This is a genomic window from Mesorhizobium sp. P3_B5, assembly GCF_056402815.1.
The window spans coordinates 880,085-904,577 of the sequence record NZ_JBFUGR010000002.1; the positions used below are offsets into that span (position 1 = coordinate 880,085).

At 60.6% G+C, this 24,493-nt stretch carries 17 protein-coding genes and 1 tRNA gene; 10 read left to right on the forward strand and 8 right to left on the reverse strand.

Features of this window, described 5'->3' with window-relative positions:
- Positions 1 to 22 precede the first annotated feature (22 nt).
- Positions 23 to 3,874: a PAS domain S-box protein gene (locus tag AC1DVW_RS09105; RefSeq protein ID WP_477322495.1), complete on the reverse strand. Its 3,852-nt coding sequence runs from the start codon at positions 3,872 to 3,874 to the stop codon at positions 23 to 25.
- 243 nt (positions 3,875 to 4,117) lie between these two features.
- Between AC1DVW_RS09105 and AC1DVW_RS09110 the strand changes: the two genes are divergently transcribed.
- From AC1DVW_RS09110 to AC1DVW_RS09120, 3 genes are all read left to right on the forward strand, one after another.
- The gene (locus tag AC1DVW_RS09110; RefSeq protein WP_477248862.1) at positions 4,118 to 4,573 is read left to right on the forward strand and encodes a phasin; all 456 of its coding nucleotides are present in this window, start codon (positions 4,118 to 4,120) and stop codon (positions 4,571 to 4,573) included.
- Positions 4,574 to 4,920: 347 nt separating this feature from the next.
- Positions 4,921 to 4,997: transfer RNA gene (locus tag AC1DVW_RS09115), tRNA-His, on the forward strand.
- 130 nt (positions 4,998 to 5,127) lie between these two features.
- Entirely contained in the window at positions 5,128 to 6,489 is a 1,362-nt protein-coding gene (locus AC1DVW_RS09120) for an integrase (RefSeq protein WP_477322497.1), read from the forward strand.
- 371 nt (positions 6,490 to 6,860) lie between these two features.
- Here AC1DVW_RS09120 and AC1DVW_RS09125 read toward each other — a convergent pair whose 3' ends face one another.
- The 6 genes from AC1DVW_RS09125 to AC1DVW_RS09150 all read right to left on the reverse strand — a co-directional run bounded on the left by AC1DVW_RS09125 (position 6,861) and on the right by AC1DVW_RS09150 (position 17,034).
- Positions 6,861 to 7,160, reverse strand: coding sequence for a hypothetical protein (locus AC1DVW_RS09125; RefSeq protein WP_477322499.1), 300 nt, complete (start codon positions 7,158 to 7,160; stop codon positions 6,861 to 6,863).
- Positions 7,161 to 7,612: 452 nt separating this feature from the next.
- Complete coding sequence (locus tag AC1DVW_RS09130; RefSeq protein ID WP_477322501.1) at positions 7,613 to 9,568, reverse strand: acetoacetate--CoA ligase; 1,956 nt, start codon at positions 9,566 to 9,568, stop codon at positions 7,613 to 7,615.
- Positions 9,569 to 9,733: 165 nt separating this feature from the next.
- Positions 9,734 to 11,791 carry an oxidoreductase gene (locus tag AC1DVW_RS09135; protein WP_477322502.1) on the reverse strand — a complete coding sequence of 686 codons (2,058 nt, stop codon included), beginning with the start codon at positions 11,789 to 11,791 and terminating at the stop codon, positions 9,734 to 9,736.
- Positions 11,788 to 13,038: a Tm-1-like ATP-binding domain-containing protein gene (locus AC1DVW_RS09140; RefSeq protein ID WP_477322504.1), complete on the reverse strand. Its 1,251-nt coding sequence runs from the start codon at positions 13,036 to 13,038 to the stop codon at positions 11,788 to 11,790. The genes AC1DVW_RS09135 and AC1DVW_RS09140 overlap by 4 nt, the downstream gene beginning before the upstream one ends.
- A 37-nt stretch (positions 13,039 to 13,075) precedes the next feature.
- On the reverse strand, positions 13,076 to 15,550 hold the full coding sequence (locus AC1DVW_RS09145) for an FAD-dependent oxidoreductase (RefSeq protein WP_477322506.1): 2,475 nt from the start codon (positions 15,548 to 15,550) through the stop codon (positions 13,076 to 13,078).
- Positions 15,550 to 17,034: an aldehyde dehydrogenase gene (locus AC1DVW_RS09150; RefSeq protein ID WP_477322507.1), complete on the reverse strand. Its 1,485-nt coding sequence runs from the start codon at positions 17,032 to 17,034 to the stop codon at positions 15,550 to 15,552. The genes AC1DVW_RS09145 and AC1DVW_RS09150 overlap by 1 nt, the downstream gene beginning before the upstream one ends.
- A 275-nt stretch (positions 17,035 to 17,309) precedes the next feature.
- On the opposite strand from AC1DVW_RS09150, the gene AC1DVW_RS09155 reads away from it, so the two are divergent.
- The 7 genes from AC1DVW_RS09155 (at position 17,310) to folD (ending at position 23,655) form a co-directional block, all read left to right on the forward strand.
- Positions 17,310 to 18,104, forward strand: coding sequence for an IclR family transcriptional regulator (locus AC1DVW_RS09155; protein WP_245512137.1), 795 nt, complete (start codon positions 17,310 to 17,312; stop codon positions 18,102 to 18,104).
- A complete protein-coding gene (locus tag AC1DVW_RS09160) occupies positions 18,097 to 18,750 on the forward strand; it encodes an HAD-IA family hydrolase (protein WP_477322509.1) in 654 nt (217 codons plus the stop codon). The genes AC1DVW_RS09155 and AC1DVW_RS09160 overlap by 8 nt, the downstream gene beginning before the upstream one ends.
- A 12-nt stretch (positions 18,751 to 18,762) precedes the next feature.
- Positions 18,763 to 20,118, forward strand: a complete 1,356-nt coding sequence (locus tag AC1DVW_RS09165) for an aspartate aminotransferase family protein (RefSeq protein WP_126070445.1) — start codon at positions 18,763 to 18,765, stop codon at positions 20,116 to 20,118.
- A gap of 78 nt (positions 20,119 to 20,196) precedes the next feature.
- Positions 20,197 to 20,946 (forward strand): electron transfer flavoprotein subunit beta/FixA family protein, encoded by a 750-nt coding sequence (locus tag AC1DVW_RS09170; RefSeq protein WP_457154367.1) that lies wholly within the window; start codon positions 20,197 to 20,199, stop codon positions 20,944 to 20,946.
- 20 nt (positions 20,947 to 20,966) lie between these two features.
- A complete protein-coding gene (locus tag AC1DVW_RS09175) occupies positions 20,967 to 21,893 on the forward strand; it encodes an electron transfer flavoprotein subunit alpha/FixB family protein (protein WP_457154366.1) in 927 nt (308 codons plus the stop codon).
- Positions 21,894 to 21,911: 18 nt separating this feature from the next.
- Positions 21,912 to 22,763: a formyltetrahydrofolate deformylase gene (gene purU / locus AC1DVW_RS09180; protein ID WP_135867232.1), complete on the forward strand. Its 852-nt coding sequence runs from the start codon at positions 21,912 to 21,914 to the stop codon at positions 22,761 to 22,763.
- 10 nt (positions 22,764 to 22,773) lie between these two features.
- Positions 22,774 to 23,655: a bifunctional methylenetetrahydrofolate dehydrogenase/methenyltetrahydrofolate cyclohydrolase FolD gene (gene folD / locus AC1DVW_RS09185; RefSeq protein ID WP_477307813.1), complete on the forward strand. Its 882-nt coding sequence runs from the start codon at positions 22,774 to 22,776 to the stop codon at positions 23,653 to 23,655.
- A gap of 30 nt (positions 23,656 to 23,685) precedes the next feature.
- Here the strand turns inward: folD and AC1DVW_RS09190 are convergent, their stop codons facing one another.
- The gene (locus AC1DVW_RS09190; protein WP_477322510.1) at positions 23,686 to 24,477 is read right to left on the reverse strand and encodes an SDR family NAD(P)-dependent oxidoreductase; all 792 of its coding nucleotides are present in this window, start codon (positions 24,475 to 24,477) and stop codon (positions 23,686 to 23,688) included.
- Positions 24,478 to 24,493 lie beyond the last annotated feature (16 nt).

Sequence of the window (24,493 nt, forward strand, 5' to 3'; positions counted from 1 at the left end):
ACCGGGTTTCGCAAGCCCAGGCCTAATCGGCGAGCACGCGGGTCGACGGAAAGCCGACTTCAACCAGGGTTCCTTCGCCGGGTGTCGAGGTGATGGTGAAGCGGGCCCGGTTCGCCTCGACCATCGCCTTGGTCAACGGCAGCCCCAGCCCCGTGCCGTCGCCGCGTCCGCGCTTCAGCGCATTGATCTGCTTGAACGGCTTCAGCGCCTGCTCGATCTCGGCCTGGCTCATGCCGATGCCGGTGTCGCGCACGCGCATGACGACATCGCCGGAGGTTTCATAGGCAGTCGAGACGATCACCTGGCCGCCGGCTTGCGTGTAGCGGATGGCGTTGGACAGGATGTTGAGGGCGATCTGGCGCACGCTGCGCAGGTCGGCCACCACTTCCGGCAACCGCGACGCGAAGCTGGAGCGGATGATGACACGTTCGCGGTTGGCCTGCGGCTGCATCATCGCCACCGTTTCGCCCAGCGTGTCGTTGAGCGACACCGCTTCGTAGTCCATCTCCTGCTGGCCGGCCTCGATCTTCGAGATGTCGAGCAGGTCGTTGACGAGGTCGAGCACATGGTTGCCCGAGCGGTTGATGTCGCGCAGATAGTCGCGGTAGCGGTCATTGGCCACCGGTCCGAATTTCTCGTCCACCATCAGTTCGGAAAAGCCGATGATGGCGTTGAGCGGCGTGCGGATCTCGTGGCTGATGCGCGCCAGAAAATCGGTCTTCTGCGACGAGGCGCGTTCGGCCACCGCGCGCGCCTGGGTTAGATCCTCTTCGGCTCGCTTCCACTGCGTGATGTCGCGCACCACGGCGCAGAAGCCGCTGTCGTTGGGCAGCCTGCCGATGGTCATGAACAGCGGAATGAAGCGCCCCTGCGCCTCGCGTCCGATCACTTCGCGGCCGTCATTCATCACACTCGCCACGCCGGGTTCGGAAAGCCCGCTGAGATAGTCGCGCGCCGCGCGCTGGCTTTCGATGGCAAACAGCGAGGCGAAGGGCTTGCCGGTCACCTCGTCGCTGTCGAAGCCGAACAGCGCTTCCGCCGGGCGGCTGATCGAGCGGATCGCTCCGTCGCGGCCGATCAGCACGACGCCGTCAGTGGCGGTGTCGATGATGGTGCGCATTTCGGCAATGCGGCTCTTGAGTTCGGAAATGTCCGGCTGTGTCTGTTCGTTGGGCGCGCTATGCAGAGCTGCCGGAGCCTCGTCGTCGCCGGTGCGGCGCACCACCAGCATCAGCGCCTTGCCGTCGCGCCACGGAACCGAGCGCAGAATAGCCTCGATCGGGAACTCCTGCCCGTCGCGTGTCTTCAGCCGCAGTGCGCGATCGGCTCCGTCGGCGCTGCTGTCGTCAGTGTAGGGATCGGCAAACAAGGCGCCGAGGCCACCGGCATCGCTGAGATCCTCCAGCGTGTCGTACTCGGTCAGGCTGAGAAACTCCTCATTCGCATAATGCAGCTCGTCGCCGGAATGGATGAGCAAGGGGACGGGCAATTTGCCGAGGATCGACGTATCCGGGGCCTTGGTTTCGTCTCCGGCCGAAAACGCCGAGGGCACGAACCCTTCAAGCCTGAGCGGCGGCACTTTGAGGCGCGGTCGCTCGACCGGAGCAGTTTCCATAGCCCCAGCCGTAGCGCCTGAAGCGGCTTCGTCGTTGGGCTGTGCCCAATCCTCGTCATCTTCGGCGTCGCGGAAGTCGGCAGCCGTCATGCTGTCGTCGTCTGCGGCAGCGCCGGCTGTTTGCCCCGCATCGGCTGTCGCGGATGTCTCCGCTGCGGGCTGCGCGGCAGCCTTGGTGGGGTCGGCACTCGCTTGCGTCGCCGCCTCTTCATCCGGTTCGGAAACCGGCGCCTGGTCGTCATCTTTGGCGGCTTCGTCTGTCCGGTCGGCGTAGTTGAGCAGGGAACCCGAGACTGCAGGCACAATGGGTTGCTCGACTGGACTCTCTTGAACGACCTCGTCCGGCCGCTCGCCGTCGAGCCGCGCCAGATCCTTCTCGTCTTCGGCATCGGTTTCAGGCGGCTCGGCGCCGGTATCGGACCCAACGGCATCTTTCAACACTGGCTCGTCGGCCTGTGCGGTTGCGGTAGCCAAATCTTCGCCAGCCGCTTCCACCGGCGTTTCGGCATCAGGCCTCCCGGCGTCTGGCTGTTCAGCCATTGGCTGCTCGGCCGCCGCTGAACTGTCTTTCCTAAGCCGCTCGCCGATCTCACGGAACGCGCTGCGTTCCAGCGTCGACAGGCCCCTCTCACTTGCCGGCTGCTTGTCGTTGGCCGGTTGCCGATGCTCGGCCAACCGGATCACCTTGTCGGCGAAGCGGCGTTCCTGTTTCGGCACGATGGTCAGCGCCGGCACCTCGCCCTTGAACGGGTCGTCCGGCTTAGGCGCCTCGGCCACGGTCTCTTCGACCGCAGGCTCTGTCGCCGCTGGCATCTCACCATTGGGGACCAGCGCCATGCCGATGGCTTCCGGATCGACCACCGCGTCACTGGCGCGGGCAACGCCGAAACCGCGAAAACCTTCGAAGGCGCGGCTGCGGCCGTAGACGGGCAGCGCCGCCAGATCGACCGGTATCTTCAGATCGGTGCCGGCAACCGGCCACAGCACCGAGCGCCCGGACCAGGTGTCGCGCCGTTCGAGCAGGCCGGCGATCTCGCCGGAGGCATCGAGGCCGAAGGTCGCCGCCACATCCTTGAAGCGGCGGCCGATCACGTCGGCGGCCGGCTTGCCGACGATGTCGGCGAATTCGGGCGACAGCGTGCTGAACTTGCCTTCGGCATCGGTACGCCAGACGAAGCGCAGCGGCGGCGCCGAACGGTCAATCGGCCGAGCGGAACGCTCTACCGGGGTGGTGGCCTGAGGGGCGTCCTGTTTCGCGCTTTCCGGCGCAACATCCGACGCAGCCGCAGTTTCAACAGGTTCGGATTGGTCCGGCTGCTTCGCGTCGTCCTCGCCGGTATTGAAATACCAATGATCATGCTGCGCCGGGCTGGCCACCGGGTCACTTGCCGCCGCTTGCGGTCCGGTCGATTCGGCGGGTTCCGACGATGCCGGGATCAGTTCGGCGACTTCAGGGACAGGCTCTGTTGTCACCTCCGCCGTCGCGGCCGTCGGCTCGTTGTTCTGAGCTGCTTCCGGCTGGCCAACGACATCGTCCGCCACCTCACCGGTGATGGCTTCCGCCTCGCTGATGGGCTCGGCAGGGCTTTCGTCATCAAGCTGGTCTTCGTCGATCACCACCAGAAGGTGCCGCGTATCGGTCAGCTTGGCGAAGCCGGCTGGATAGGAGGCGGCGCCGCCTGGAACCAGGCGCTTGACGATGCGGTCGTTCTCAGCGGTCACGTCCGCGACAAGCGCGGCCAGCGTCTGCGGCAGGATCCCGAGTGCCGAAAACCCATCCGAAGCGGCCTCGACGGCGCCCGAAGCATCGACAAAAGCGATAAAGTGTCCGTGTTCGGTAAAGCCGCTGATGGCGCGCGCGGCAGTCTCGGCCGCGCTGCGTGAGCCGGTCTGCGCCGCCGGCACCACCAGCATGATCGCGCTTTCGCCATCCGGCATCGTCACCGCACTGGCCAGGAACCCGACGGCGTTGCTGGTCATGCCGGTCGCCAGCCGGACCGTGATCGAACGATCGTGGCCGATCTCCGGAAAACCGCTGGTCGCCATGATCTGGCGCCGGGCAATCAGCGGCAGGCGCGCCGAGGCGCCGATGATGGCTTCGATGTCGGGATAGCCGAACACCGCAGCGCCCGGTCCATTGGCCCAGATCACCTGTTCGAGGTCGGCCGACAATATGGCGATCGCGTCGCCGGCGGCAAAGCGCTGGCGCACCGCGTCGAGCACCGCGACGTCGAGGAAGGAGTAGTTTTCGGACGGCATGTGCTTGGCGGACCCTTACAGAGCGGGCAATTTGCAGTTAACGCTTTATTAATAAAAGCCGGCGGCGGGAAGGTCCACAAGCCATAACGTGCAGCGACCGGAATCTGGACGTTTGGTTAACGCCCTGAAGAATTTTATGGTGCACTGCAACAAAGATATTGCAATGCACAAAAAAACCTATATATTGCCATCATACATGAACGAGACGGCTTTCTGTCAAAGCCGCCGGAAAAGGATGGAAAAATGTCCAGGACCAAAACTGACACGATCGAAAACGTTGAATTCCCGAGCTTTGACGCTTCCAAGGCCACCGACCAGATGCGCGCTTTCGCCGAAAAGGGCGTCGAGCAGTCGAAGGAAGCCTACGCCAAGCTGAAGACCGGCGCCGAGGAGACCCAGAAGGCTCTGGAGTCGACCTTCGAAACCGCCAAGACCGTTTCCAGCGACCTGTCGCTCAAGACCATCGCTGCTTTCCGCGCCAACGCCGAAGCCGGCTTCTCGCATCTCGAAGCCCTGATCGGCGCCAAGTCGCTGTCGGAAGTCGTCGAGCTGCAGACCGCGTTCCTGCGCAAGCGCGTCGAGGCCACCGTCGAGCAGGCCAAGGACTTGCAGGCTGTTGCCTCCAAGGCGGCCGAAGACGTGTCCAAGCCGATCAAGACCGCCTTCGAGAAGGCGCTGAAGGAAATCAAGGCCGCCTAATAATTGCGCATGGTCTGACGATGCAACAAAAGGTCGCATTTCGTCAGACAAATAGATGTGCAATTAATTTGGTCAAGTGAATACCCGGCGAGTGGAACCTCCTCCCTCTGCTCCCCGGGGTGACCAGCCAGCACCTCCTCCCGCTGGCTCGTAACAGGAAAAGGCCGGCACCTCCTCCCGCCGGCCTTTTTCTTTGTCCGGCGAAATGAACGCCGGTGGGGAAGCGACCTTTTGCCTTGCCAAAAGCCTTGAATTAAACTCCGATAGCCCGTATGGACGCATCGCCGAACGACAGAGCGGATCCCGGAGAATGAAGTTTTTAACCTCGATCTCGCTCAGGCAAACGTGCCGTTGTAGCTCAGATGGTTAGAGCGCCGGATTGTGGATCCGGAGGTCGCTGGTTCGATCCCAGCCAACGGTACCATCGGTCTTCTCGCTAAGTAATTGAATTTATTATAGAATTTTCCGCCGCCGATGATCGGCCTTGCGACAGTTTTCCATTTTGTGTTACCTATTGTGTTACCTATTGTGATACAAATGGTGGTCTTGGAGACGTGGGAAGGCGGCGCGAAGAGCATGATCCTGACCGCTTCCTGCAACTGAGGGGCGATCATTTCCATTACTACCGGCGGGTGCCCAGAGAGGTCGGGGACCTGGATGAGCGTGGCGTGTTCGTGCGTCGCGCCCTCGACACTACTGACCGCATAAAGGCGCGCACCGCCCGAGATCTCCACGAGGCTGCTGACAATGCTTTGTGGGCTTCGTTGATGCTGGGTGAAAATCCACAGGCGGCGCGTGTCCGATACCGCCAAGCCATCAAGCGAGCCGAGTCGCTGGGATTCGTCTATCGGCCACTCGCCGAGATCCTGGTCGCCGAGCCGCTCGATACGATCCTGCAGCGGGTCGAGAGCACAATAGGGGAGCCTGCCAAATCACCCTTTGTCGACGCCGTCGGCGGCGCGGTCGCCCGCCCTGACGATAAGATATCGGAAGCGCTGAAGCTGTATTTCAACGAGATTGCTCGCGACGAAATCCGCACCAAAAGCCCTGACCAAAAGAAGCGCTGGAAGGCAAAGCGCGAAATGAGCGTCGATGTCTTCATTGGTCTGATCGCCGATAAGCCGATGAGCGAGATCTCGCGCGACGACGCGCGAGCGGTGCACAAATATTGGCTAGACCGAGTTGCACCCGAAAAAGGGCGAGCGGACCGTTCGGCATCGACAGGCAACCGAAACATGGGCAACCTTCGAACCCTCTACGCCGGCTACTTTCGCCATCTCGGTTTCCCCGAACAGAAAAACCCATTCGCCGATCTGTCATTCACGGATAGGTCGAAGCGCAGTCGGCCGCCGTTCCCGACCGACTGGATTCGGGACAAGATATTTGCGCCTGGCGCGCTTGCAGCACTCAATGAGGAGGCGCGGGGAATCGTGCTTGCCTTCGCTGAGACGGGAGCCCGACCGAGTGAACTCGCGAACCTGCATGCCGGTGTCATCCATGTTGATCATGAGGTGCCGCACATTTCAGTCGAGCCGCGCGACGATCCCGACGATCCACGAGAGATCAAGACCGCGTCGTCGGTGCGCAAGGTGCCGTTGGTCGGCGTGGCGCTTGAGGTGTTCAAGAAGCATCCCAGAGGCTTCCCGCGGTACAAGGATCGCGAGGCGTCGCTGTCAGCCCTGCTCAACAAGCACTTCAAGAGCCACAACTTGTTCCCGACCGATAATCACACCGTCTATTCCCTGCGCCATTCATTCGAAGACCGCATGAAGAACGGTAGGCTGGACGAGGAGCTTCGGCGCATGCTGATGGGCCACACGATCGACCGTCCGAAATACGGCGAGGGCGGCGACATGAAGATGTGGCAAGAGGAACTTATGAAGATCGTTCTGCCGTTCGATCCAGCGATCGTTTGACACGCTGGCGCACTGCGGCGAGGCGTTCCTCCTTCGCTCGATGATCCTGCAGGGCGCGCTCCAAAAGCTCGTATAGCGGGAGCCATGCCTCTCCATCGTCGCCTCTCGCCACGATAATCTCGGCGACGCGGTCGAGCGCTCGCTCAATCCGCTGCGCAGTCATTGGTCGAAGCGTGGGCGAATATCGCCTCACGGCTTCGCCTGTCTGCAGGGCCAAGAATGTAGCATGCCCTATGCGTAGGCGGACTTCCCTGGTGCAGGGAAGGCCTGCGTTCGGCTCGGGCTTTAATCGGCGGCTGCGGCGGGCAAATGGGAAAGGCTCTCTGCCCGGCGGGGGTTAGTAGCGGGAGACCGCTACATCGCAAGACCCACTATTGAGCAGGCATTCTTTTGCTATCGTCGGCACCGCAGCTAATCGAGATCGCCCAAGAGGTGAAAGAACTGACTCGTGGCAATGATGGATGGGGACGATAGGTAAATAAAATCAAATGGTTATAGAGGTTCATGTGCAAAAAATGCACACGAAAGTTCTGCTTCTCTTCTATTTTCGTTCCCACGACGAAGCCGCCGACAGCCCTATTTGGACGCTCTTTTTGCCGACGATATTGACCGTTCCATTGCGGACGTTCGCTGCGATATCCGTGCCCTTTGTTGTTCGATACGGCGTCCAAGTTGCCTGGGGTTCCTGGAAGCTTTTCGAACTTGCTGTCTTGCGCCTCCAGTCGAAATGCGCGCTTCTGAAGGAGGTTAGGGTCCCTGGATCGCTGTGATGCAACCTTGATTCAACCACTGTGGGGTTCGAGTCGGTATTGCGCTACCGTCTTTCCCCCCGCGCATCGAACTGCCAGTTTAAGCTTCGCTTACGGCTGAGCGAAGAGAGCCTCCACTCACCGCGCCCGCTGAGGGCTCAATCCTCTGCAATCGGCTCATCCCTTGACCCACGACCGACGCGCCATTCGTGAGAAAGATTATGTCCGACTGCTGGCCGCCATGGCTCATGTCGCTCTCCTCCGTCACGCCTCTCTATCTCCCGATGTCCACGAGATCCCCTGGCGCCACACCATGTGTCGGCGCTCACGTTTGCGCCCGATGATCCATGCTGGGAGGTTGTTTGCCGAGTCGATCAACCTAACTGCGGCAGGTTCCTGAACAACTCCAGCGCTTCTGGATTGGCGAGCGCTTCCTTGTTCTTGATGGCGCGGCCGTGCACGACGTCGCGCACCGCGAGTTCGGTGATCTTGCCCGATTTGGTGCGTGGAATGTCTGACACGGCGACGATCTTTGCCGGCACGTGGCGGGGGCTCGCCCCGGTGCGTATTTTCGACCGGATGCGCTTTTCCAGATCCTCGTCGAGCGTCACGCCGGCGGCCAGCCGCACGAACAGCACGACACGGACGTCATTGTCGAAATCCTGGCCGATGCACAGCGCTTCCAGAATCTCGGGCATCTGTTCGACCTGGTTGTAGATCTCCGCCGTACCGATGCGCACGCCGCCCGGATTGAGCGTCGCGTCGGAGCGGCCATGAATGATCAGGCCGCCATGGGCGGTCCATTCGGCGAAGTCGCCATGGCACCAGACATTGTCGAAGCGCTCGAAATAGGCCGCCTTGTATTTCTTGCCCTCGGGATCGTTCCAGAAGCCGATCGGCATCGCCGGAAACGCCTTTGCGCAGACCAGCTCGCCCTTCTCTCGCTTGACCGGCTTGCCGTCATCGTCCCAGACATCGACGGCAAGGCCAAGGCCCGGTCCCTGAATTTCGCCGGTCCACACCGGTTCAATCGGCACGCCGAGCACGAAACAGGAGACGATGTCGGTGCCGCCGGAGACCGAGGCCAGGTGCACATCCTGCTTGATGCCGTCATAGACGAAGCGGAAATCCTCGGGCGACAGTGGCGAGCCTGTGGAGGAAATCGCCCGCACACTCGAAAGATCATGCGTGCGGATCGGCTTGAGACCAGCTTTGCGCACGGAATCGATGAATTTGGCCGAAGTACCGAAGAACGTCATCTTCTCGGCATCGGCGAAACTGAACAGCACATTGCCGTCGGGGTAGAAGGGCGAGCCGTCATAGAGCAGCAGTGTCGCACCTGAAGCCAGGCCCGAGACCAGCCAGTTCCACATCATCCAGCCGCACGTGGTGAAGTAGAAGAAGCGGTCGCTATCGAGCAATCCAGCATGCAGCCGGTGTTCCTTGATATGCTGGATCAGCGTTCCACCGGCCGAATGGACGATGCATTTGGGAATGCCGGTCGTGCCTGACGAGAACAGAATGTAGAGCGGGTGCGCGAACGGCAATCGTTCGAAGGTCACGGGTTTTGCAGCGAAGGGCGCCAGCGCGTCTTCGAGCGCCGCAGCCTTGTCGACGGTTTCGGCTACGTCGGCAGAGGTGCCGAGATAGTCCACGATCAGGATCTTGCGGACGGTGGCAAGTTTCGTCGCGACCGCGGCGATCTTGTCGGCGACTTCGATGGCCTTGCCATTGTACCAGTAGCCGTCCGGCGCAATGAAGACGACCGGTTCGATCTGGCCAAAGCGGTCGAGAACGCCCTGCTCGCCAAAATCGGGAGAGCATGACGACCAGACGGCGCCGATCGAAGCGGTCGCCAGCATGGCGGCGATGGCTTCCGGCATGTTGGGTATCATGGCGGCGATGCGGTCGCCCTTTTTGACGCCGAGCGACAGGAAAAGCTGCTGCAGGCGCGACGTCAGCGCATGCAGTTCGTTCCAGGACAGCCGACGCTCGACCTTGTCTTCGCCATGAAAGACGATTGCGTCGCCCGAGCCGGTCTTCTTCAGCAGGTTCTCGGCGAAATTCAGGGTGGCGTCGGGAAAGAATGAGGCGCCGGGCATCTTGTCGCCATCGACGAGTACGCGCTCGCCCTTGTCGCCAACGATGCCGCAGAAGTCCCAGACGAGGCTCCAGAAGCTCTCGCGATCCTCGACCGACCAGCGGTGAAGTTCGGCATAGGAGGCGAAGGATGCGTCCGCCTGCGCCGCAGCGGCTTTCAGAAAAGCCGTCATCGGCGCGGCGTCGATCCGGTCCCGCGTCGCGGTCCACAAGGGTGTGTCTGCGGCCATAATTGTTCCTCCCAAAACTGTCGCGATCAGGGCAGCTGGTTCATGTCGACTGCGCGCGAGATCTCATAGTCGGTGCTCCTGCTGGCGGGCCCGCGTCGGACTTGAGACGAGAGAAGAGGGCCCAGCCAGGCCGACGCTCCTTGTTTTGCTACTGGAGGCTTCGATTCAGATGAACAAGGTCGGGACCTCGCGCTTGAAGATGCGGTCTGCCGGCTCGGTTCCCAAATACTCCCTGGCAGCCTTGTGTCCAGAAAACACCGCCGCTTGAATGATCCCCGGCGCGACCGCGTCGCCGATTGTTGTGTGCGGAACACCGGCCTCGCAAAGCCAGGAGGACAGATCGTCTTGTGGAAGTCTTGACGTAACACTCAGCAAGGCCGCTGCGGGGATAGCCGGCAACGGTTCGTAAGTGTCCGACCGATTGATATGCAGCGCACCGTCCTTCCACTCCACGGCCGTCGTGTTCGGATACATCTTGACGCCGGCCGCCATCAGGGCGCTGAGGACACGAGGCTGTTCCAGCGTGTAGCCCATCCAGCCCGCAATCGCGGGCTGAGGACAGACGAGGTGAACCTCGTGGCCTTTCGCCGCGAGATGTTCTGCAAGGACATTAGCCATGTAGTAGTGATCGTCGTCATAGATCACGATCGGACCGGACAGGCTCTCGCCGTCCAGGATGCTGTCGGGCGTGAAAGCGCAACCGGAGAAACCTACGATCGGCGTGTACCGGGTGCGGCCAAGTCCGTCATCCCTCCAGCGCGATCCAGTGGCCACGAATATGTGGTCGGCGCCAAACTCGCAGGCAATCTCGGGTGTGATTTCGCTGCCTAGGAAAAGCTCGACATTCGGCATCTGCTGCATCTGGTAGAGACGGTAGTCGCGGACCCGGTTCCAGGCTGACAAGCCCTTCAGCCTGCTTTCCTTGGTGACGCGTCCACCCATCACTTCCGACTTTTCGGCGATTGTCACCTGGTGGCCTGCCCGCGCCAGGGTGAGGGCGCAGTCCAGCCCGGCAGGACCGCCGCCGACGACAAGGAGGTTCTTGTTGGTCTGAGCTTTGGGAACGCGTTCAGGATGCCAGCCGCGCCGCCATTCTTCACTCATCGTCGGGTTTTGTGTGCAGCGCAGCGGGATCGAGTACGCGTCGGAGGCCACGCAGATGTTGCAGCCTATGCACTCCCTGATCTCGTCCACCCGTCCTTCGCGGATTTTTTGGGGCAGGAACGGATCGGCGATAGACGGCCGCGCGCCACCGATCAGATCGAGGACGCCACGGCGGATCTGGCTCACCATTGCGTCGGGGGATGTGAAGCGGCCGACCCCGACGACCGGCTTTGTCGTCACTGTTTTCACGAAGCTTGTAAATTCTTCCTGCGCGCCCTCGGGGTCAAAGCGGGAGGTTCCGGAGTCGCGGCTCCAACCCGAGACATTGACGTCCCAAAGATCCGGGATTTCCGCCAGGAGCTCGACCACGTCGCGCCCTTCGCCGCTACTCGATATAGCTTTGGGCCCGGTGAGTTCATGCACCGCAAATCGAATGGCTACGGCTACATCGTCGCTGGCCTCTTCCTTGGCCTCCTCCAGGACCTCGCGTAGCAGCCGAACCCGGTTGGCGAAGCTGCCGCCATATTCATCCGTTCGGTGATTATAGGCCGGGGTCAGGAAGTGCCACAGGATCGACGCGTCGTGAGCGGCGTAGACATAGACGATGTCGTAGTTCGCCTGTTTCGCCCGTCGAACCGCGGCGCGATAGTTCTCGCGTAGCAACTTGATGTCGCTTTTGTCCATGGCTTTGCTTTGGACCGGGACCTCAGGCTTGAGAACGGGGAGACTGGATGGGCCGAGAACCGGATAGCCATTTGCCAGGCCCCGCGAACGCATGCCGCTGTGGCCGATCTCGATGGCCGAAAGCGCGCCATGCTCGCGGATCTTCTCGGTCAGCCGTGCATGGCTCCTGACGTCGACCTCATCCCAAAATTTCTCGATCGGCAGGTTGGAGATATCGGATGACGGATCGATCTCGGAAAGCTGCATACAGACGGTGCCCCAACCGCCTTCCGCCTTCATCGCCCTCATGCCGATGGAGCCGTTGGGCATGAGGGGAGAGTGGCCCGTCGCGTGCGGCACAGCGAAGAATCGATTTGGCGCCACCTTCGGCCCGATCTTGACGGGTTCAAACAGAACCGCATAGCGAGCGTCGATCGGGGTGGCGTGTATCGTCATTGTAGTGCCTTCTTGACGATGCCTCGATCGACCCAATCGTCGAATATTCCAAGCACCGTTTCAGCAAACAGCGCGTCGTTTATGTGCGCGTCGATCTCGGTCAATTCCACCGGATGCCGTATCGCTGAGCGCATTTCATCGAGGAACGCTGCTAGTCCTGCCGGGTCATGGGCAGGTTGCCCCTCCCGGTCCCATTCCTCGATACCTTGAATAGGCAGGATCACATGCACGGGAGCCAAGGCTTTGGCCAACCGATGGCCGATCTCGCGGGCGGTCTCGCGCCGCTCTTGCGCGTTCAACGCGGCGGAGGAGATCAAACGATTGTGCGCGTGGCAGGGTCTGCCGGCGAAGCGGGCGGGGATATCTTGCCAACTGGGAAAGTCTATCAAGTCGACGCAGCCCGGAGCGACGAGTTGTGGGACCTTGTTCTGTCCGGCTGACACAAGTCGGTCCTTGCCACCGTTGACGATAGAGCCAACCAGAAGGTTCCCGAGCTCGGGAAGCGCGAAATCCATGACGGCGCAGAAATATCCTTGCGCGGCCAGATTTTCAAAAGCCATTCCGCCCATGCCAGTCGCATGAAACACCGCAAGTTCGAACCCTCGCTCTTCCAAGGGGCCCTTGAGTAGTCTCATGTAGGAAAGGCACGAGCTGCCAAGGCTCATCATGCCAATGATGGGACGATCCCGCTTCGGCGTTTCGACCGCTTGCGCGGACCCCAAAACCGCGCCCGCAGCCTGGCTTAAAGACGACTTGCATATGGAGTTCAATCCGAAGAGGCCTCCCGCCCACAGGATCATCTGGATGTCGGGCGCTAGTCTGTCCGCGGGGACGAGGGGGGAATACGCGACTGTAGAAATCACATATTTCGGCACGCCGAGTGGCAAGGCACGAGCGCAGTCGAGAGCCAGGTCCGTGCCCATGGTGCCGCCCATGGCAATCATGCCGTCGATCTTGCCTTCCGCGTGCAGCCTCGCTGTCAGGATTGACGCGCCGCGCGCCATGATCTGCATCGCGGTGTTCTCGTCGCCGGACGCGATCGCCGTCTGGATCGACGACCCGCCAGCCTCGGCGACATCGTGCTTGCTGATGTCGGTCGGCCGCATGGGACCACCGAGAACGCTTACGTCCATCGTGAGCGCTCGGCCGCCCTGTGCGACAATCCTGTCAGCGAGATAGATCAGTTCGTCCGACTTCGTATCGAATGTACCGATAACAAGGATCGTCTTCGTTTCTTTCGTTGTCATGGTTCCCACTCATTTTTTGTTTTTTGGTTAGTCGGTCTCAGCTACGCATCCGCTCTCCCTGCGGGTCGTAGAAGGGCTGAAGCTGGACCTGGATCGGATAGCGTTTGCCGGCGATCTGGACCTCGAAATCACCCTCTTCGAGCCATGCCTTCGAGACGCCATCCTCACGATGCAGGCTTGCAAGCCCCAGCATTTTGCCAACGCGGTAGCCCCATCCTCCGGAGGTGACGTGGCCCACAAGGTCATCGCCTTTCCAGATCGGTTCATTGTGCGCGAGATAAGGACCTGTTCTTCCGAGGCCGTTGACGGAGACCGATACCGTCCTGAAGCGCGTGGCTGCACCGCCTGCCTTCTGCCTTGCGAGAGGGTCTTTGCCGATGAACTCGCTCTTGTTGAGATCAACAGCAAATCCTAGGCCGGTTTCGTAAGGTGTGTCCTCCTCGGTGATGTCATGCCCGAAGTGCCTGAAAGCCTTTTCAAGGCGGCAACTTCCCATGGCAAACATTCCCATATGCCGCAGGCCGAGTGGCGTTCCGACCGCCAGGATGTTCTCGTAGACACCGTGCGTGAACTCCGTCGAAATCAGCAGCTCGTAGCCAAGTTCGCCTACGAACGATCTTCTGATGGCCCAGACCCGTGCATGGGCAAGGTCGATTTCCCGCGCGGCACCGAACGGAAATTTCTCGTTGTTGAGGTCGTCTGTCGTCAGGGCGGAAAGTATCTCGCGAGACTTCGGCCCATGGATCGTCAGCAGCGCGTAGGACGACGTGGCGTCGAAGATTTCGAACCGCCACTCCGGGTCCGCATGCATTTCAAGCCAGGCGCGGTCGCGAACCTGGCTGGGGTGCCCCGTAACCACGAGGAATTTCTGTGGGCCGATCCGCGTGACCGTCACGTCGGCCTCGATGCCGCCGCGTTGATTGAGGAATTGGGTGTAGACGGAGGTTCCGACCGCCACGTCCATCTGGGCACCGCAGACCCTGTTCAACATTTCGACGGCATCCGGTCCCTGCACCAGGAGTTTGGCGTACATGGACTGGTCAAGGAGCACCGCCGCATCCCGGGCGGCGGCACATTCGTCGGCCACCAGGGAAGACCAGTATTGCTCGCCGACCGAAGGTTTGTCCTGCCATCCCAAGCCGGACGGGTCGTAGTACATTGGAATTTCCCAGCCGATGCGCTCGGCGAAAACAGCGTTTTGCGATTTCAGCCTGTCGTGCAGTGGTACCCGACGTACCCCGCGTGCCGTTTCGATCTGGCGGCCCGCCCAGTGGATGCCGTAATGGAATCCGACGGACTCACCGACCCTGTCGGCATTGTATGTCGAGTTGGATTGAAAGGGATGGGCGCGAGAAGCCAGCATGGAGTTCATGCTGCGGCTCGGATATCCGTCGATCAGCCACTCCGCCATCGTTAAGCCGACGCCGCCGGAGTTCAGGATGCCGTTGGAATTCATGCCGGCGGCAATGAACAGGCCTGGCATTTCCGGCGCGGGGCCGAGGTAGGGCCGACCGTCCGGTGTGAAACTCTCGGGGCCGTTGAAAAACGTCTTGATCCCCATCTCGGCAAGCGCTGGCATGCGGGCGAAGATCGTCTCAAGCATCGGTTCGGTATGTTCCATGTCGAATGGAAGTTCGTCGAACTCGAAACCGTCTGGAATGCCCTCTTTGCCCCAAGCCTTGCCCAAGGCTTCGAAACCACCGATCAACAGCTTGCCCGCGTCCTCCTTCCAGTAGGTCCGTTCTTCGCCGACGACAAGGCAGGGCAGGGTGCGCGGGAGACCGGCAATCGCTTCGGTGACGATGTAGAAATGCTCCGCTGCATGAAGGGGCACAGTCACCCCATGTGCCTTGGCAAAGCGGCTTGTCCACATCCCGCCGGCGAGAATGACTTTTTCGGTGGCGATCACACCCTGATCGGTTTCGACACCAATCACCCGGCCGTTCTTCGTCAGAATTCTTGTGGCCGAAGTGTTCTCAAAAATCAGCGCCCCGTTGTTGCGAGCGCCGCGGGCCATCGCCTGGGTGACGTCCAGGGGATTGACCTGACCGTTGGAGGGAACGAAGAAGCCGCCTTGGACGCCCCCATAGTCCACCAGGGGCCAGATTTCTTTCAGCTCCGGGATCGAGAGTATGTGGCTTTCGATTTCCATTCGTCCGGCATGGTCATGGTTGCGCAGCAACTGGTCCATCCGGATATCCGACAATGCGAGATGCAGCGTGCCGTTCTGCTTGTAGCCCGTTGCCTGTCCCGTCTCACTTTCGAGTTCCATAAAGAGCCGTGCGGTGTATTTCGAGAGCGCTGTCTGCGAGCCAGACTCACGCAGTTGCCCGACGATTCCTGCCGCGTGCCATGTCGTCCCACTTGCAAGCTGTTTACGCTCCAAGAGCACCGCACCCGCCATTCCGCGTTTCGCAAGATGGTAGAGGGACGATATGCCGATGATGCCGCCGCCGATGACGACTGCAGGAGCCCGTTCTGGGAGTGACCTTGGGGATCTGTTTTCGGTCATCAGAGTTGAATCCACGCTGTCTTGAGATTGAGGAATTTATCGAGGGCATGCGGCGACTTGTCGTGACCGTTGCCAGACTGTCCGACGCCACCGAGCGGCACGGTGATGTCCGGCCCTCCATATGTGTTGACGTGGACGACGCCGGCCCTGATCGCCCTTACCATGCGATGGGCGCGCGAGAGGTTGGACGTCCAGACGCCGGATGCCAGCCCGTAAATCGTCGAGTTTGCGATCCGAACCGCGGCGGCCTCGTCGTCAAAGGGCGTGATCGCAAGCACCGGGCCGAACACTTCTTCCTGGGCAAGGGCGGCGTCTGGAGCGACTTGGTCAAACACCGTCGGCGCCATGAAGAATCCCCCTGTTTCCTCGCGGATTCGGGTACCGCCGGTAAGCAGCGAGGCGCCATCGGCTGTGGCCCGGGCCACAAATTCCAGGTTCTTGAAAAGTTGGTCGGCGCTTGCAATCGCGCCAGCCTCGGTTCTGACATCAAGGGGATCGCCCAACCGCATCTGTGAAGCAAATTCGGCCACTTTTTGCGCAAAATCAGCGTGAATCGAGCGCTCTACCAAGAGCCGGGAGCCGGCTACGCAAACCTGACCGGAGTTGCGGAATATGCCATAGGCCGCGACCTTGGCTGCCTGATCGAGATCCGGTGCGTCCGCGAACACTACGTTCGGCGACTTACCTCCGAGTTCGAGATAGACGCGCTTGAGATTAGATCGGGCGGAATATTCGAGAAGCCTCCGCCCTACGGGACCGGAGCCCGTGAAAGCCAGCACATCGACGTCATTGTGGAGTCCGAGTGCGGCACCGACGACGGAACCCTGCCCGGTGACCACATTGAAGACGCCGGCCGGCAGGCCAGCCTCCGAACAGATCTCCGCCAAACGCAGCAAGGTAAGTGATGCGACCTCCGCCGGTTTTACGACAACCGAATTTCCGGCCGCCAGCGCGGGAGCGATTTTCCATGCTCCGATCATCATCGGGAAGTTCCACGGAACAATCACGCCAACAACGCCGACGGGGTCATGATGAATCAGGCCGAGAACCGAAGCGGCCGTCGGTGCGATCTCGCCGTAGACCTTGTCGATCAACTCGCCGTAGTAGCGGAACGTGTTGGCCGCGCTTCCAGGCTCCGCCTTTATCGCCATCGAGATTTCGGTGCCGTTGTCGCGGACTCCGAGCACGGCCAGTTCCAGCGCATTCTTTTCGATGAGTTCGGCGATGCGGTGCATCACCTTCTTGCGTTCGGCCGGCGCAGCCCTCGACCATAATCCACGGTCGAAACTCGCCCTGGCACTCGCCACCGCCAGGTCGATATCGCCTTCTTCGGCTTCAGCGAGGCGCGTAAGGATTGACCCATCAAGCGGCGATATCACCTCGCGCGTCCCGCCTTTCAGGGCCTTGCGCGCTTTTCCGTCGATGAAAAGCCCTTGCTCCGGAACTGAAAGCCCCCGAAGCTGGTCGATCTGGATTTGATCCATTGGTTGTCCTTACGGTCGGTTCCGAGTCGTTCTCAGTCACGCTAAATCGGAATGGTGTCGCGGGCTGCCTTCAGCGGTCAGATAGACCGAGCCAGCGGGACGAGCGTTTTGAGGCAAATTCATTCGGATTTCCCATTATGGCTTGACCGTCGTTTCGCGGTTCATTATTGTCACCATCAGTTTAAAAAGCTTGCATTAGGTTTGAAGTTCTGTCAAGTAGCACTCATCGAGGAGAGGAAATCGTGCCGAAATCCGGACCTGGGGAAACAGTTCCAATGATGAAAAGCGTCGATAGGGCGCTTTATCTACTTTCATATTTTACCGTGCAGGAACCGGAATGGGGCCTGAGCGACCTCGCCCGAAAGTCCAAAGTCGACAAAGCAACGACTCTTCGGATCCTTGTTGCGCTTATTCGCAACGGCTTTGTGGAACAGCATGCGGAAACCAAGAAATACCGCCTGGGGATTGCCGTACTCAGGCTGGCTCGGGTTAGAGAAGCTAGTTTCCCGCTCCTGTCATTCATCAATCCCGTGCTCGACAGGCTTGCCGAGGAGATGGAAGAAACCGCGCACGCCACACTGGCGGCCGAGACCGCAATGATCACGGTTGCGGTGACGGAGCCGAAGAGGTCGACCCGTGTCTGGGTGAACCCCTCGCAATTGCTGCCTTTTCACGCGACCGCATCTGGTCTGGCGTTTCTGGCGTTCGCCGCGCCTGAGGTCCGCGACGGGGTTTTTGCCGAGGGAGAATTGGTCAGGTACACGAAAAATACCGTGGTCGACGAAGAGGAATTGCGGGCGCAATTGGACCAAATCAGGAATCGCGGCTTCGCCTTTGCGCCTGGGTCTTTTGAAGTGGAATCGAGCGGTGTGGCCGCGCCGATCTTTTCCAGCAGTGGCGACGCTTTTGGATCGGTGGCGATCGCCGGTGTCGCATCTCGAATGACGAAGGACAGGCAGTTGAAAGCCGCACGGCTCGTAGTCGGGGCTTCGGTGGAAATATCTCGCGCAATCGGCGCTGAACCTCATCCGAGCATCCTGCGTGCAACGAAGGATCTTCTTGATGCCTGAACGCCGTAGTGCGCTTGTCCTCGATTTCGGCGGTGTGATCTCGAAAACGGTCTTTGAAACCCAGCGCCTGAACGAGGCCGCCTTGGGACTGCCTGCAGGCACCCTTGACTGGATGGGCCCCTTCGACACCGATGGCGACGCGTTGTGGCAACAGATGCAGTCCGGGGCAATCACCGAACGGGACTACTGGTACACGCGGGCACGCGAGACCGGCAAGCTCCTCGGCGAGACCTGGGATGAACTCCCCGTGTTCCTCCAGCGCATCCGGGGTGATGATCCGCAGCTGATGATCAGACCAGAGGCGTTGCGCGCGATTGAGGTTGCCAAGGACGCGGGTAAGAAGCTTGCCATCCTGTCGAATGAGCTCGATCTGTTCTATGGCGCGGGATTTCGGTCCAAGCTTCCATTCCTTCAGATGTTCGACCTGATCGTCGACGCGACGTACACAAAAATCCTGAAACCCGACCCGCGCGCTTACGGGTTCGTCTTCGACGGGCTTGGCCTTGCCCCTTCGGATTGCGTGTTCGTGGACGACCAGGCCAAGAACGTCAAAGGAGCGTCGGACGTCGGGATGCACATCGTGCACTTCGATGTTACCCGGCCAGGCGAAAGCTATGCCCAGGCAATCAAGATGCTGGGAATTTGAGAGGAACAGAGGGTGCGAGAGACGAATTTCCTTGTTGAGAACAACGCCCGCCACATGTGGCATCCCATGGCGCATCCCGCCGAGATGCAAGCGAACCCGCCGCACATCATCAATGCGGCCGAGGGGGTTGAGGTCACCGATATCCACGGCAGGAAGCTGCTCGATGCCGTCGGCGGCCTTTGGAATGTCAACCTCGGCTATTCTTGCGAGCCGGTGAAAAAGGCGATCCGCGATCAACTGGACCAGCTTCCCTATTATTCCGCGTTCCGCGGCACATCGCCGTCGCCGGCGATCGAGCTCTCATACGAGCTGGCGGAATGGTTCAAGGAAGACGGCCTCGTGCGTGCGTTCTTCACGTCGGGCGGTTCGGATTCGGTCGAGACCGCTTTGCGTCTGGCGCGTCAGTATCACAAGATCAATGGCCAACCCGAGCGCACCAAGTTTGTTGCCCTCAAGAAGGGCTACCATGGCACGCATTTCGGTGGCGCATCGGTCAATGGCAATGCCAACTTCCGCCGCAACTACGAGCCGTTGCTACCTGGGGTTTTTCATCTCGCCGCACCTTATGCCTACCGCAATCCCTTCGGCACCTCTGATCCGGCGGAGATTGCCCAGGCGATCGCTCGCCAGTTCGAGGATGAGATCGCCTTCCAGGGGGCCGATACGATCGCTGCCATGATCATGGAACCGGTGCTGGGGTCGGGTGGCGTTATCGTGCCGCATGAAACCTTCATGCCATTGATGCGTGCCATTTGCGACAAGCACGGCATTTTGCTGATCGCCGACGAGGTGATCACAGCGTTTGGACGCACGGGCGCCTGGACCGGCTCGCGTGGCTGGGGTGTCAAACCGGACTTCATGTGCACGGCCAAGGCAATCAGCAACGGATACTTTCCGTTCGGCGCGGTGATGATCTGCCAAAAGGTGGCAACGGTATTTGAGGCCTCCAAGGGCGCCATTGGCTCGATCGGCCACGGCTACACCTATTCAGGTCACCCAGTTGGAGCCGCCGCAGCGCTCGCGACGCTCGCCGAAACAAAACGTCTCAACGTCGCCGCGAATGCAAAGGCCCGGGGAGCGGAGTTGCTTGTGGGCCTTGAAGGCCTCAAGGAGAAGCATGAGCTGGTAGGGGACGTGCGGGGTCTCGGTCTGATGTGCGCGCTTGAACTGGTGTCGGACCGCAAGACGAAATCGGCGGCGGCCAAAGACGTCGTGCAGAAGGTTTTCGACACCGCATACGAAGAAAGCGTAATGGTCCGCACTTCCGGTGCCAACGTCATCATCTCACCCCCGCTCGTCATCACGGCGGCAGATGTGAAGCGGATCGTCGCCGCACTCGATGTGGGCCTCGCGCAAGCCGGGCGATAATTGATTGAGATGGAATATTGCCTGGGCCATGTGGTCCCGGAATAGGGAAACTCACCCCGAAAATAAGGGCACAATCAAGTGAAAATCCTTGTACCCGTGAAGCGAGTTGTGGATGCGAACGTCAAGGTTCGCGTCAAGGCTGACGGTTCGGCTGTAGAACTCGCCAACGTTAAGATGGCGATGAACCCGTTTGACGAGATCGCGGTCGAAGAGGCGCTCCGGCTGAAGGAAGCCGGCAAGGCGGAAGAGATCATCGTCGTCTCTATCGGACCGCAGCAGGCGCAGGAAACCTTGCGCACCGCGCTCGCCATGGGCGCCGACCGCGCCATCCTGGTCAAGACCGATGAGCAGACCGAGCCGCTCGGTGTCGCCAAGGTGCTGAAGGGCGTCGTCGACGCTGAACAGCCTGGCCTCGTCATCCTCGGCAAGCAGGCGATCGACGACGATTCCAACCAGACCGGCCAGATGCTGGCAGCCCTTCTCGGCTGGGCGCAGGGCACTTTCGCCTCCAAGGTTGTCATCGATGGCGACAAGGCCAAGGTGACGCGCGAAGTCGATGGCGGCCTGCAGACGGTGGAGCTGAAAATGCCGGCGATCATCACCGCCGATCTTCGCCTCAATCAGCCGCGCTATGCCTCGCTGCCCAACATCATGAATGCCAAGAAGAAGCCGCTCGACGAAAAGAGCCCGGCCGACTACGGCGCCGACGTCAAGCCGCGCCTGAAGGTCCTCAAGACCGAAGAGCCGAGCGGCCGCAAGGCAGGCGTCAAGGTCAAGAGCGTCGCCGAACTGGTCGACAAGCTCAAGAATGAAGCCGGCGTGTTGTAAGGCTGGGAAGGGATAAAAACATGACCATTCTCCTCATCGCAGAACACGACAACGCAACCCTTTCCGACCAGACCGCCAAGGCGCTGTCGGCGGCGCTGCAGATCGGCTCGGACGTGCATGTGCTGGTGGCCGGCAAGGGCGCCAAGCCGGCTGCCGATGCTGCCGCCAAGCTGAAGGGCGTAAGTAAGGTGCTGCTCGCCGAAGCCGACGAACTGGCCGAGCGCCTCGCCGAACCGACGGCAGCCCTGGTTGTTTCGCTGGCCGGCGCTTACGACACCATCATTGCGCCTGCGACGTCGTCGGGCAAGAACGTCGCCCCGCGCGTCGCCGCCCTGCTCGATGTCGCGCAGGTGTCTGAGATCATCGAAGTGGTTTCGCCCGATACCTTCAAGCGTCCGATCTATGCCGGCAATGCCATCCAGACGGTGCAGTCAACCGACGCCAAGAAAGTGATCACCGTGCGCACCGCATCATATTCGAGCGCCTCCCAAGGCAATGCGGCTGCCGTCGAGCTTGTCTCGCCGGCAGCCGACCCGAGGCTCTCCATTTTCATTGAGAACAAGCTTTCCGACACCGACCGTCCGGAACTGACCTCGGCCAAGATCATCATCTCGGGCGGCCGCGCGCTGGGTTCGGCGGAAAGATTCAAGGAGGTCATCCTGCCGGTCGCCGACAAGCTCGGTGCCGCCGTCGGCGCTTCCCGCGCCGCCGTCGATGCCGGCTATGCGCCGAACGACTGGCAGGTCGGCCAGACCGGCAAGGTCGTGGCGCCTGATCTCTACATCGCTGTCGGCATCTCCGGCGCCATCCAGCACCTTGCCGGCATGAAGGATTCCAAGGTCATCGTCGCCATCAACAAGGACGAGGAGGCGCCGATCTTCCAGGTTGCCGACTACGGTCTCGTCGCCGACCTTTTTGATGTCCTTCCCGAACTGGCCAAAATTTGACACGAGGGGAATGAAAACGTGCCGCAATCCTACACGATTACCCTGTCCTGCGACGACCAACCCGGCATCGTCGCGGCGGTCGCGACGGAACTTTCCGCCCTGGGCGCCAATATCACCGAGAGCAACCAGTTCTGGGACCGCCTTTCCAACCGCTTCTTCATGCGCATCGCCGTCGAATTCAGGCAGCCCACAACCAAGGAACAGGTCGAACACGCCGTGAAGCCCGTGTTGGACCGCTTCGGCATGAAGGCCGATGTCGTCGACGCCGGCCGCAAGCTGAAGATCATCATCATGGTTTCCAGGTTCGACCACGCAATGTTGCATCTGCTCTACCAAATCCGTGTGGGATGGCTGCAGGTCGAGGTTGTAGCTATCGTGTCGAACCACGAGGACAGCCGCCGAACCGCAGAGATAGAGGGTATCCCCTATCACGTCTTCAACATCACCAAGGACAACAAGGCGGAAAAGGAGAAGGTGCTGCTCGATCTCGTCCGGGAGACGGAGGCAGATCTCGTGGTGTTAGCCCGATACATGCAGGTGCTCTCGGACAACCTCTCCACCCGGCTGTTCGGAAAAGTCATCAACATCCATCACTCGTTCCTTCCGTCGTTCAAGGGAGCAAAGCCTTATCATCAGGCCTTCGAACGCGGCGTGAAGCTGATTGGCGCGACAGCCCACTATGTGACGCCTGATCTCGACGAAGGGCCGATCATCGAGCAGGAAACGGAGCGTGTGACGCATACGATGACCGCCGACGATTTCGTCGCCACGGGCCGGGATATAGAAAGCAGGGTGCTGGCCAGGGCGGTGAAGATGCACCTGGAGCGTCGGGTCATGCTCAATGGCCACAAGACAATCGTTTTCGCGTGACCAGGGCCAGATGAGAGAACCAGTCATCATCTCTGGAGCAATCGTGGCGGCTTCAATACTCGAACGAGTAAAACTCGAAACTGAGGCCTTGAAGAGTTCCGGCATCAATCCTGGTCTTGCCGTGGTTATCGTCGGAAGTGATCCAGCCAGCCAGGTTTACGTCTCCTCGAAGGGGCGGAAGGCCGAAGAGTGCGGCTTCCTCTCACGAAAGTATGAATTGCCCGAAATCACGTCCGAGAAAGAACTTCTTGGCCTGGTGCACACATTGAACGAAGACCCGAAAATTCATGGACTCCTTCTGCAGTTGCCTTTGCCAAAACATCTGGATGCAGGAAAGATTATTCAGGCGATATCGCCTGACAAGGACGTTGATGGGTTCCATTATGTCAATGTGGGTATGCTGGGAACTGGCGAACTCGAGGGCGCGCTCGTCCCGTGTACGCCAGCAGGGGCGATGCTGCTGATTGAGTCGGTCCGGGGCAAGGACCTGTCAGGTTTGACGGCGGTGGTCATCGGGCGGTCCAACATCGTCGGCAAACCGATGGCCAATCTGCTGCTCGCGTCGAACGCGACCGTAACGATCGCGCACAGCCGAACAGCGGAAATCGAACAGATCTGCCGAGGGGCCGACATCCTGGTCGCCGCTGTCGGCAAGCCGGACTTCGTGAAGGGAGACTGGATCAAACCGGGTGCCACGGTTATCGACGTCGGTATTAACCGACTACCCGCAGCCGATGGCACCGGAAAGGGACGTTTAGTCGGCGACGTTGATTTCGAGGACGCTTGTCGAATTGCCGGGGCAATCACTCCCGTGCCCGGCGGCGTCGGGCCGATGACGATCGCGATGCTCATGGCCAACACCCTTAAGGCCGCCCAGCGCAGCGCTCGGTGAAGAAGACTCTAGCAGCGACCAATCATTGCCTCAGCCTTGGTCGAATTCCACGAGTCCTTGATTGACCACGCTGCTGCCTCCGTCGACGTTGATCAGGGCGCCGTTGACATACGAGGCTTCGGGCGAGAGTAGGAACGCGGCGACATTTGCAATCTCGCTCGCGTCAGCTGCCCGCCGTTGCGGCACGAGCCGCGTGACACGGCGATATCCCGGCTCTGGGTCCCCGCCTTCGGTCAGCATGCCCATTTCCATATCGGCCATCTCCGTTCGCACCCAGCCCGGGGCAATCACGTTGGCGCGAAGACCATGGCGAGCGTATTCAAGGGCTATCGTCTGGGTTAGGAGCGTCACACCGGCTTTCGACGCACTGTAGGCGGCCAGCCCGGCACCGGCCGTTGCGCCCGCAACGGACGAGATGGTGACGATCGCTCCTTTTGTCCGCAGCAGATGCGGAATTGCAGCTTTCGCCATTACAAACGGCGCGGTCAGATTGACGTCGATTTGGGTTTGCCAGTCGACAATGGACATCTCCGAAACGGATGCGGCGATGACAGTGCCTGCGTTCAGGACCAGCGAATCCAGGCGACCGAAATGGGCAACGACCTTTTCAACTACGGCTGCCGCGTCAGCGGGCACGCTTATATCAGCCGCAATCGCCAGTCCGCCCGTCTGGTTGGCGACGGTTTGCAGGATTGCCTCTCTTCGCCCGCAGATTGCGACGAAATGCGTGGACGCCAATTTCAACGCGATGGCCGCACCGATCCCTGTGCCTCCGCCTGTTATCAGGGCTACAGGCCTGCTTTCGTCGACTGCCGAAGGCATCTCCGATTACCCTTTC

Excerpts from the sequence above, each read along its gene's own strand:
- AC1DVW_RS09190 (WP_477322510.1), bottom strand. The coding sequence starts at position 24,477 with ATGCCTTCGGCAGTCGACGAAAGCAGGCCTGTAGCCCTGATAACAGGC.
- AC1DVW_RS09145 (WP_477322506.1), bottom strand. The coding sequence starts at position 15,550 with ATGACCGAAAACAGATCCCCAAGGTCACTCCCAGAACGGGCTCCTGCA.
- AC1DVW_RS09140 (WP_477322504.1), bottom strand. The coding sequence starts at position 13,038 with ATGACAACGAAAGAAACGAAGACGATCCTTGTTATCGGTACATTCGAT.
- AC1DVW_RS09135 (WP_477322502.1), bottom strand. The coding sequence starts at position 11,791 with ATGACGATACACGCCACCCCGATCGACGCTCGCTATGCGGTTCTGTTT.
- AC1DVW_RS09105 (WP_477322495.1), bottom strand. The coding sequence starts at position 3,874 with ATGCCGTCCGAAAACTACTCCTTCCTCGACGTCGCGGTGCTCGACGCG.
- AC1DVW_RS09150 (WP_477322507.1), bottom strand. The coding sequence starts at position 17,034 with ATGGATCAAATCCAGATCGACCAGCTTCGGGGGCTTTCAGTTCCGGAG.
- AC1DVW_RS09110 (WP_477248862.1), top strand. The coding sequence starts at position 4,118 with ATGTCCAGGACCAAAACTGACACGATCGAAAACGTTGAATTCCCGAGC.
- AC1DVW_RS09175 (WP_457154366.1), top strand. The coding sequence starts at position 20,967 with ATGACCATTCTCCTCATCGCAGAACACGACAACGCAACCCTTTCCGAC.
- AC1DVW_RS09130 (WP_477322501.1), bottom strand. The coding sequence starts at position 9,568 with ATGGCCGCAGACACACCCTTGTGGACCGCGACGCGGGACCGGATCGAC.
- folD (WP_477307813.1), top strand. The coding sequence starts at position 22,774 with ATGAGAGAACCAGTCATCATCTCTGGAGCAATCGTGGCGGCTTCAATA.
- AC1DVW_RS09155 (WP_245512137.1), top strand. The coding sequence starts at position 17,310 with ATGATGAAAAGCGTCGATAGGGCGCTTTATCTACTTTCATATTTTACC.
- AC1DVW_RS09160 (WP_477322509.1), top strand. The coding sequence starts at position 18,097 with ATGCCTGAACGCCGTAGTGCGCTTGTCCTCGATTTCGGCGGTGTGATC.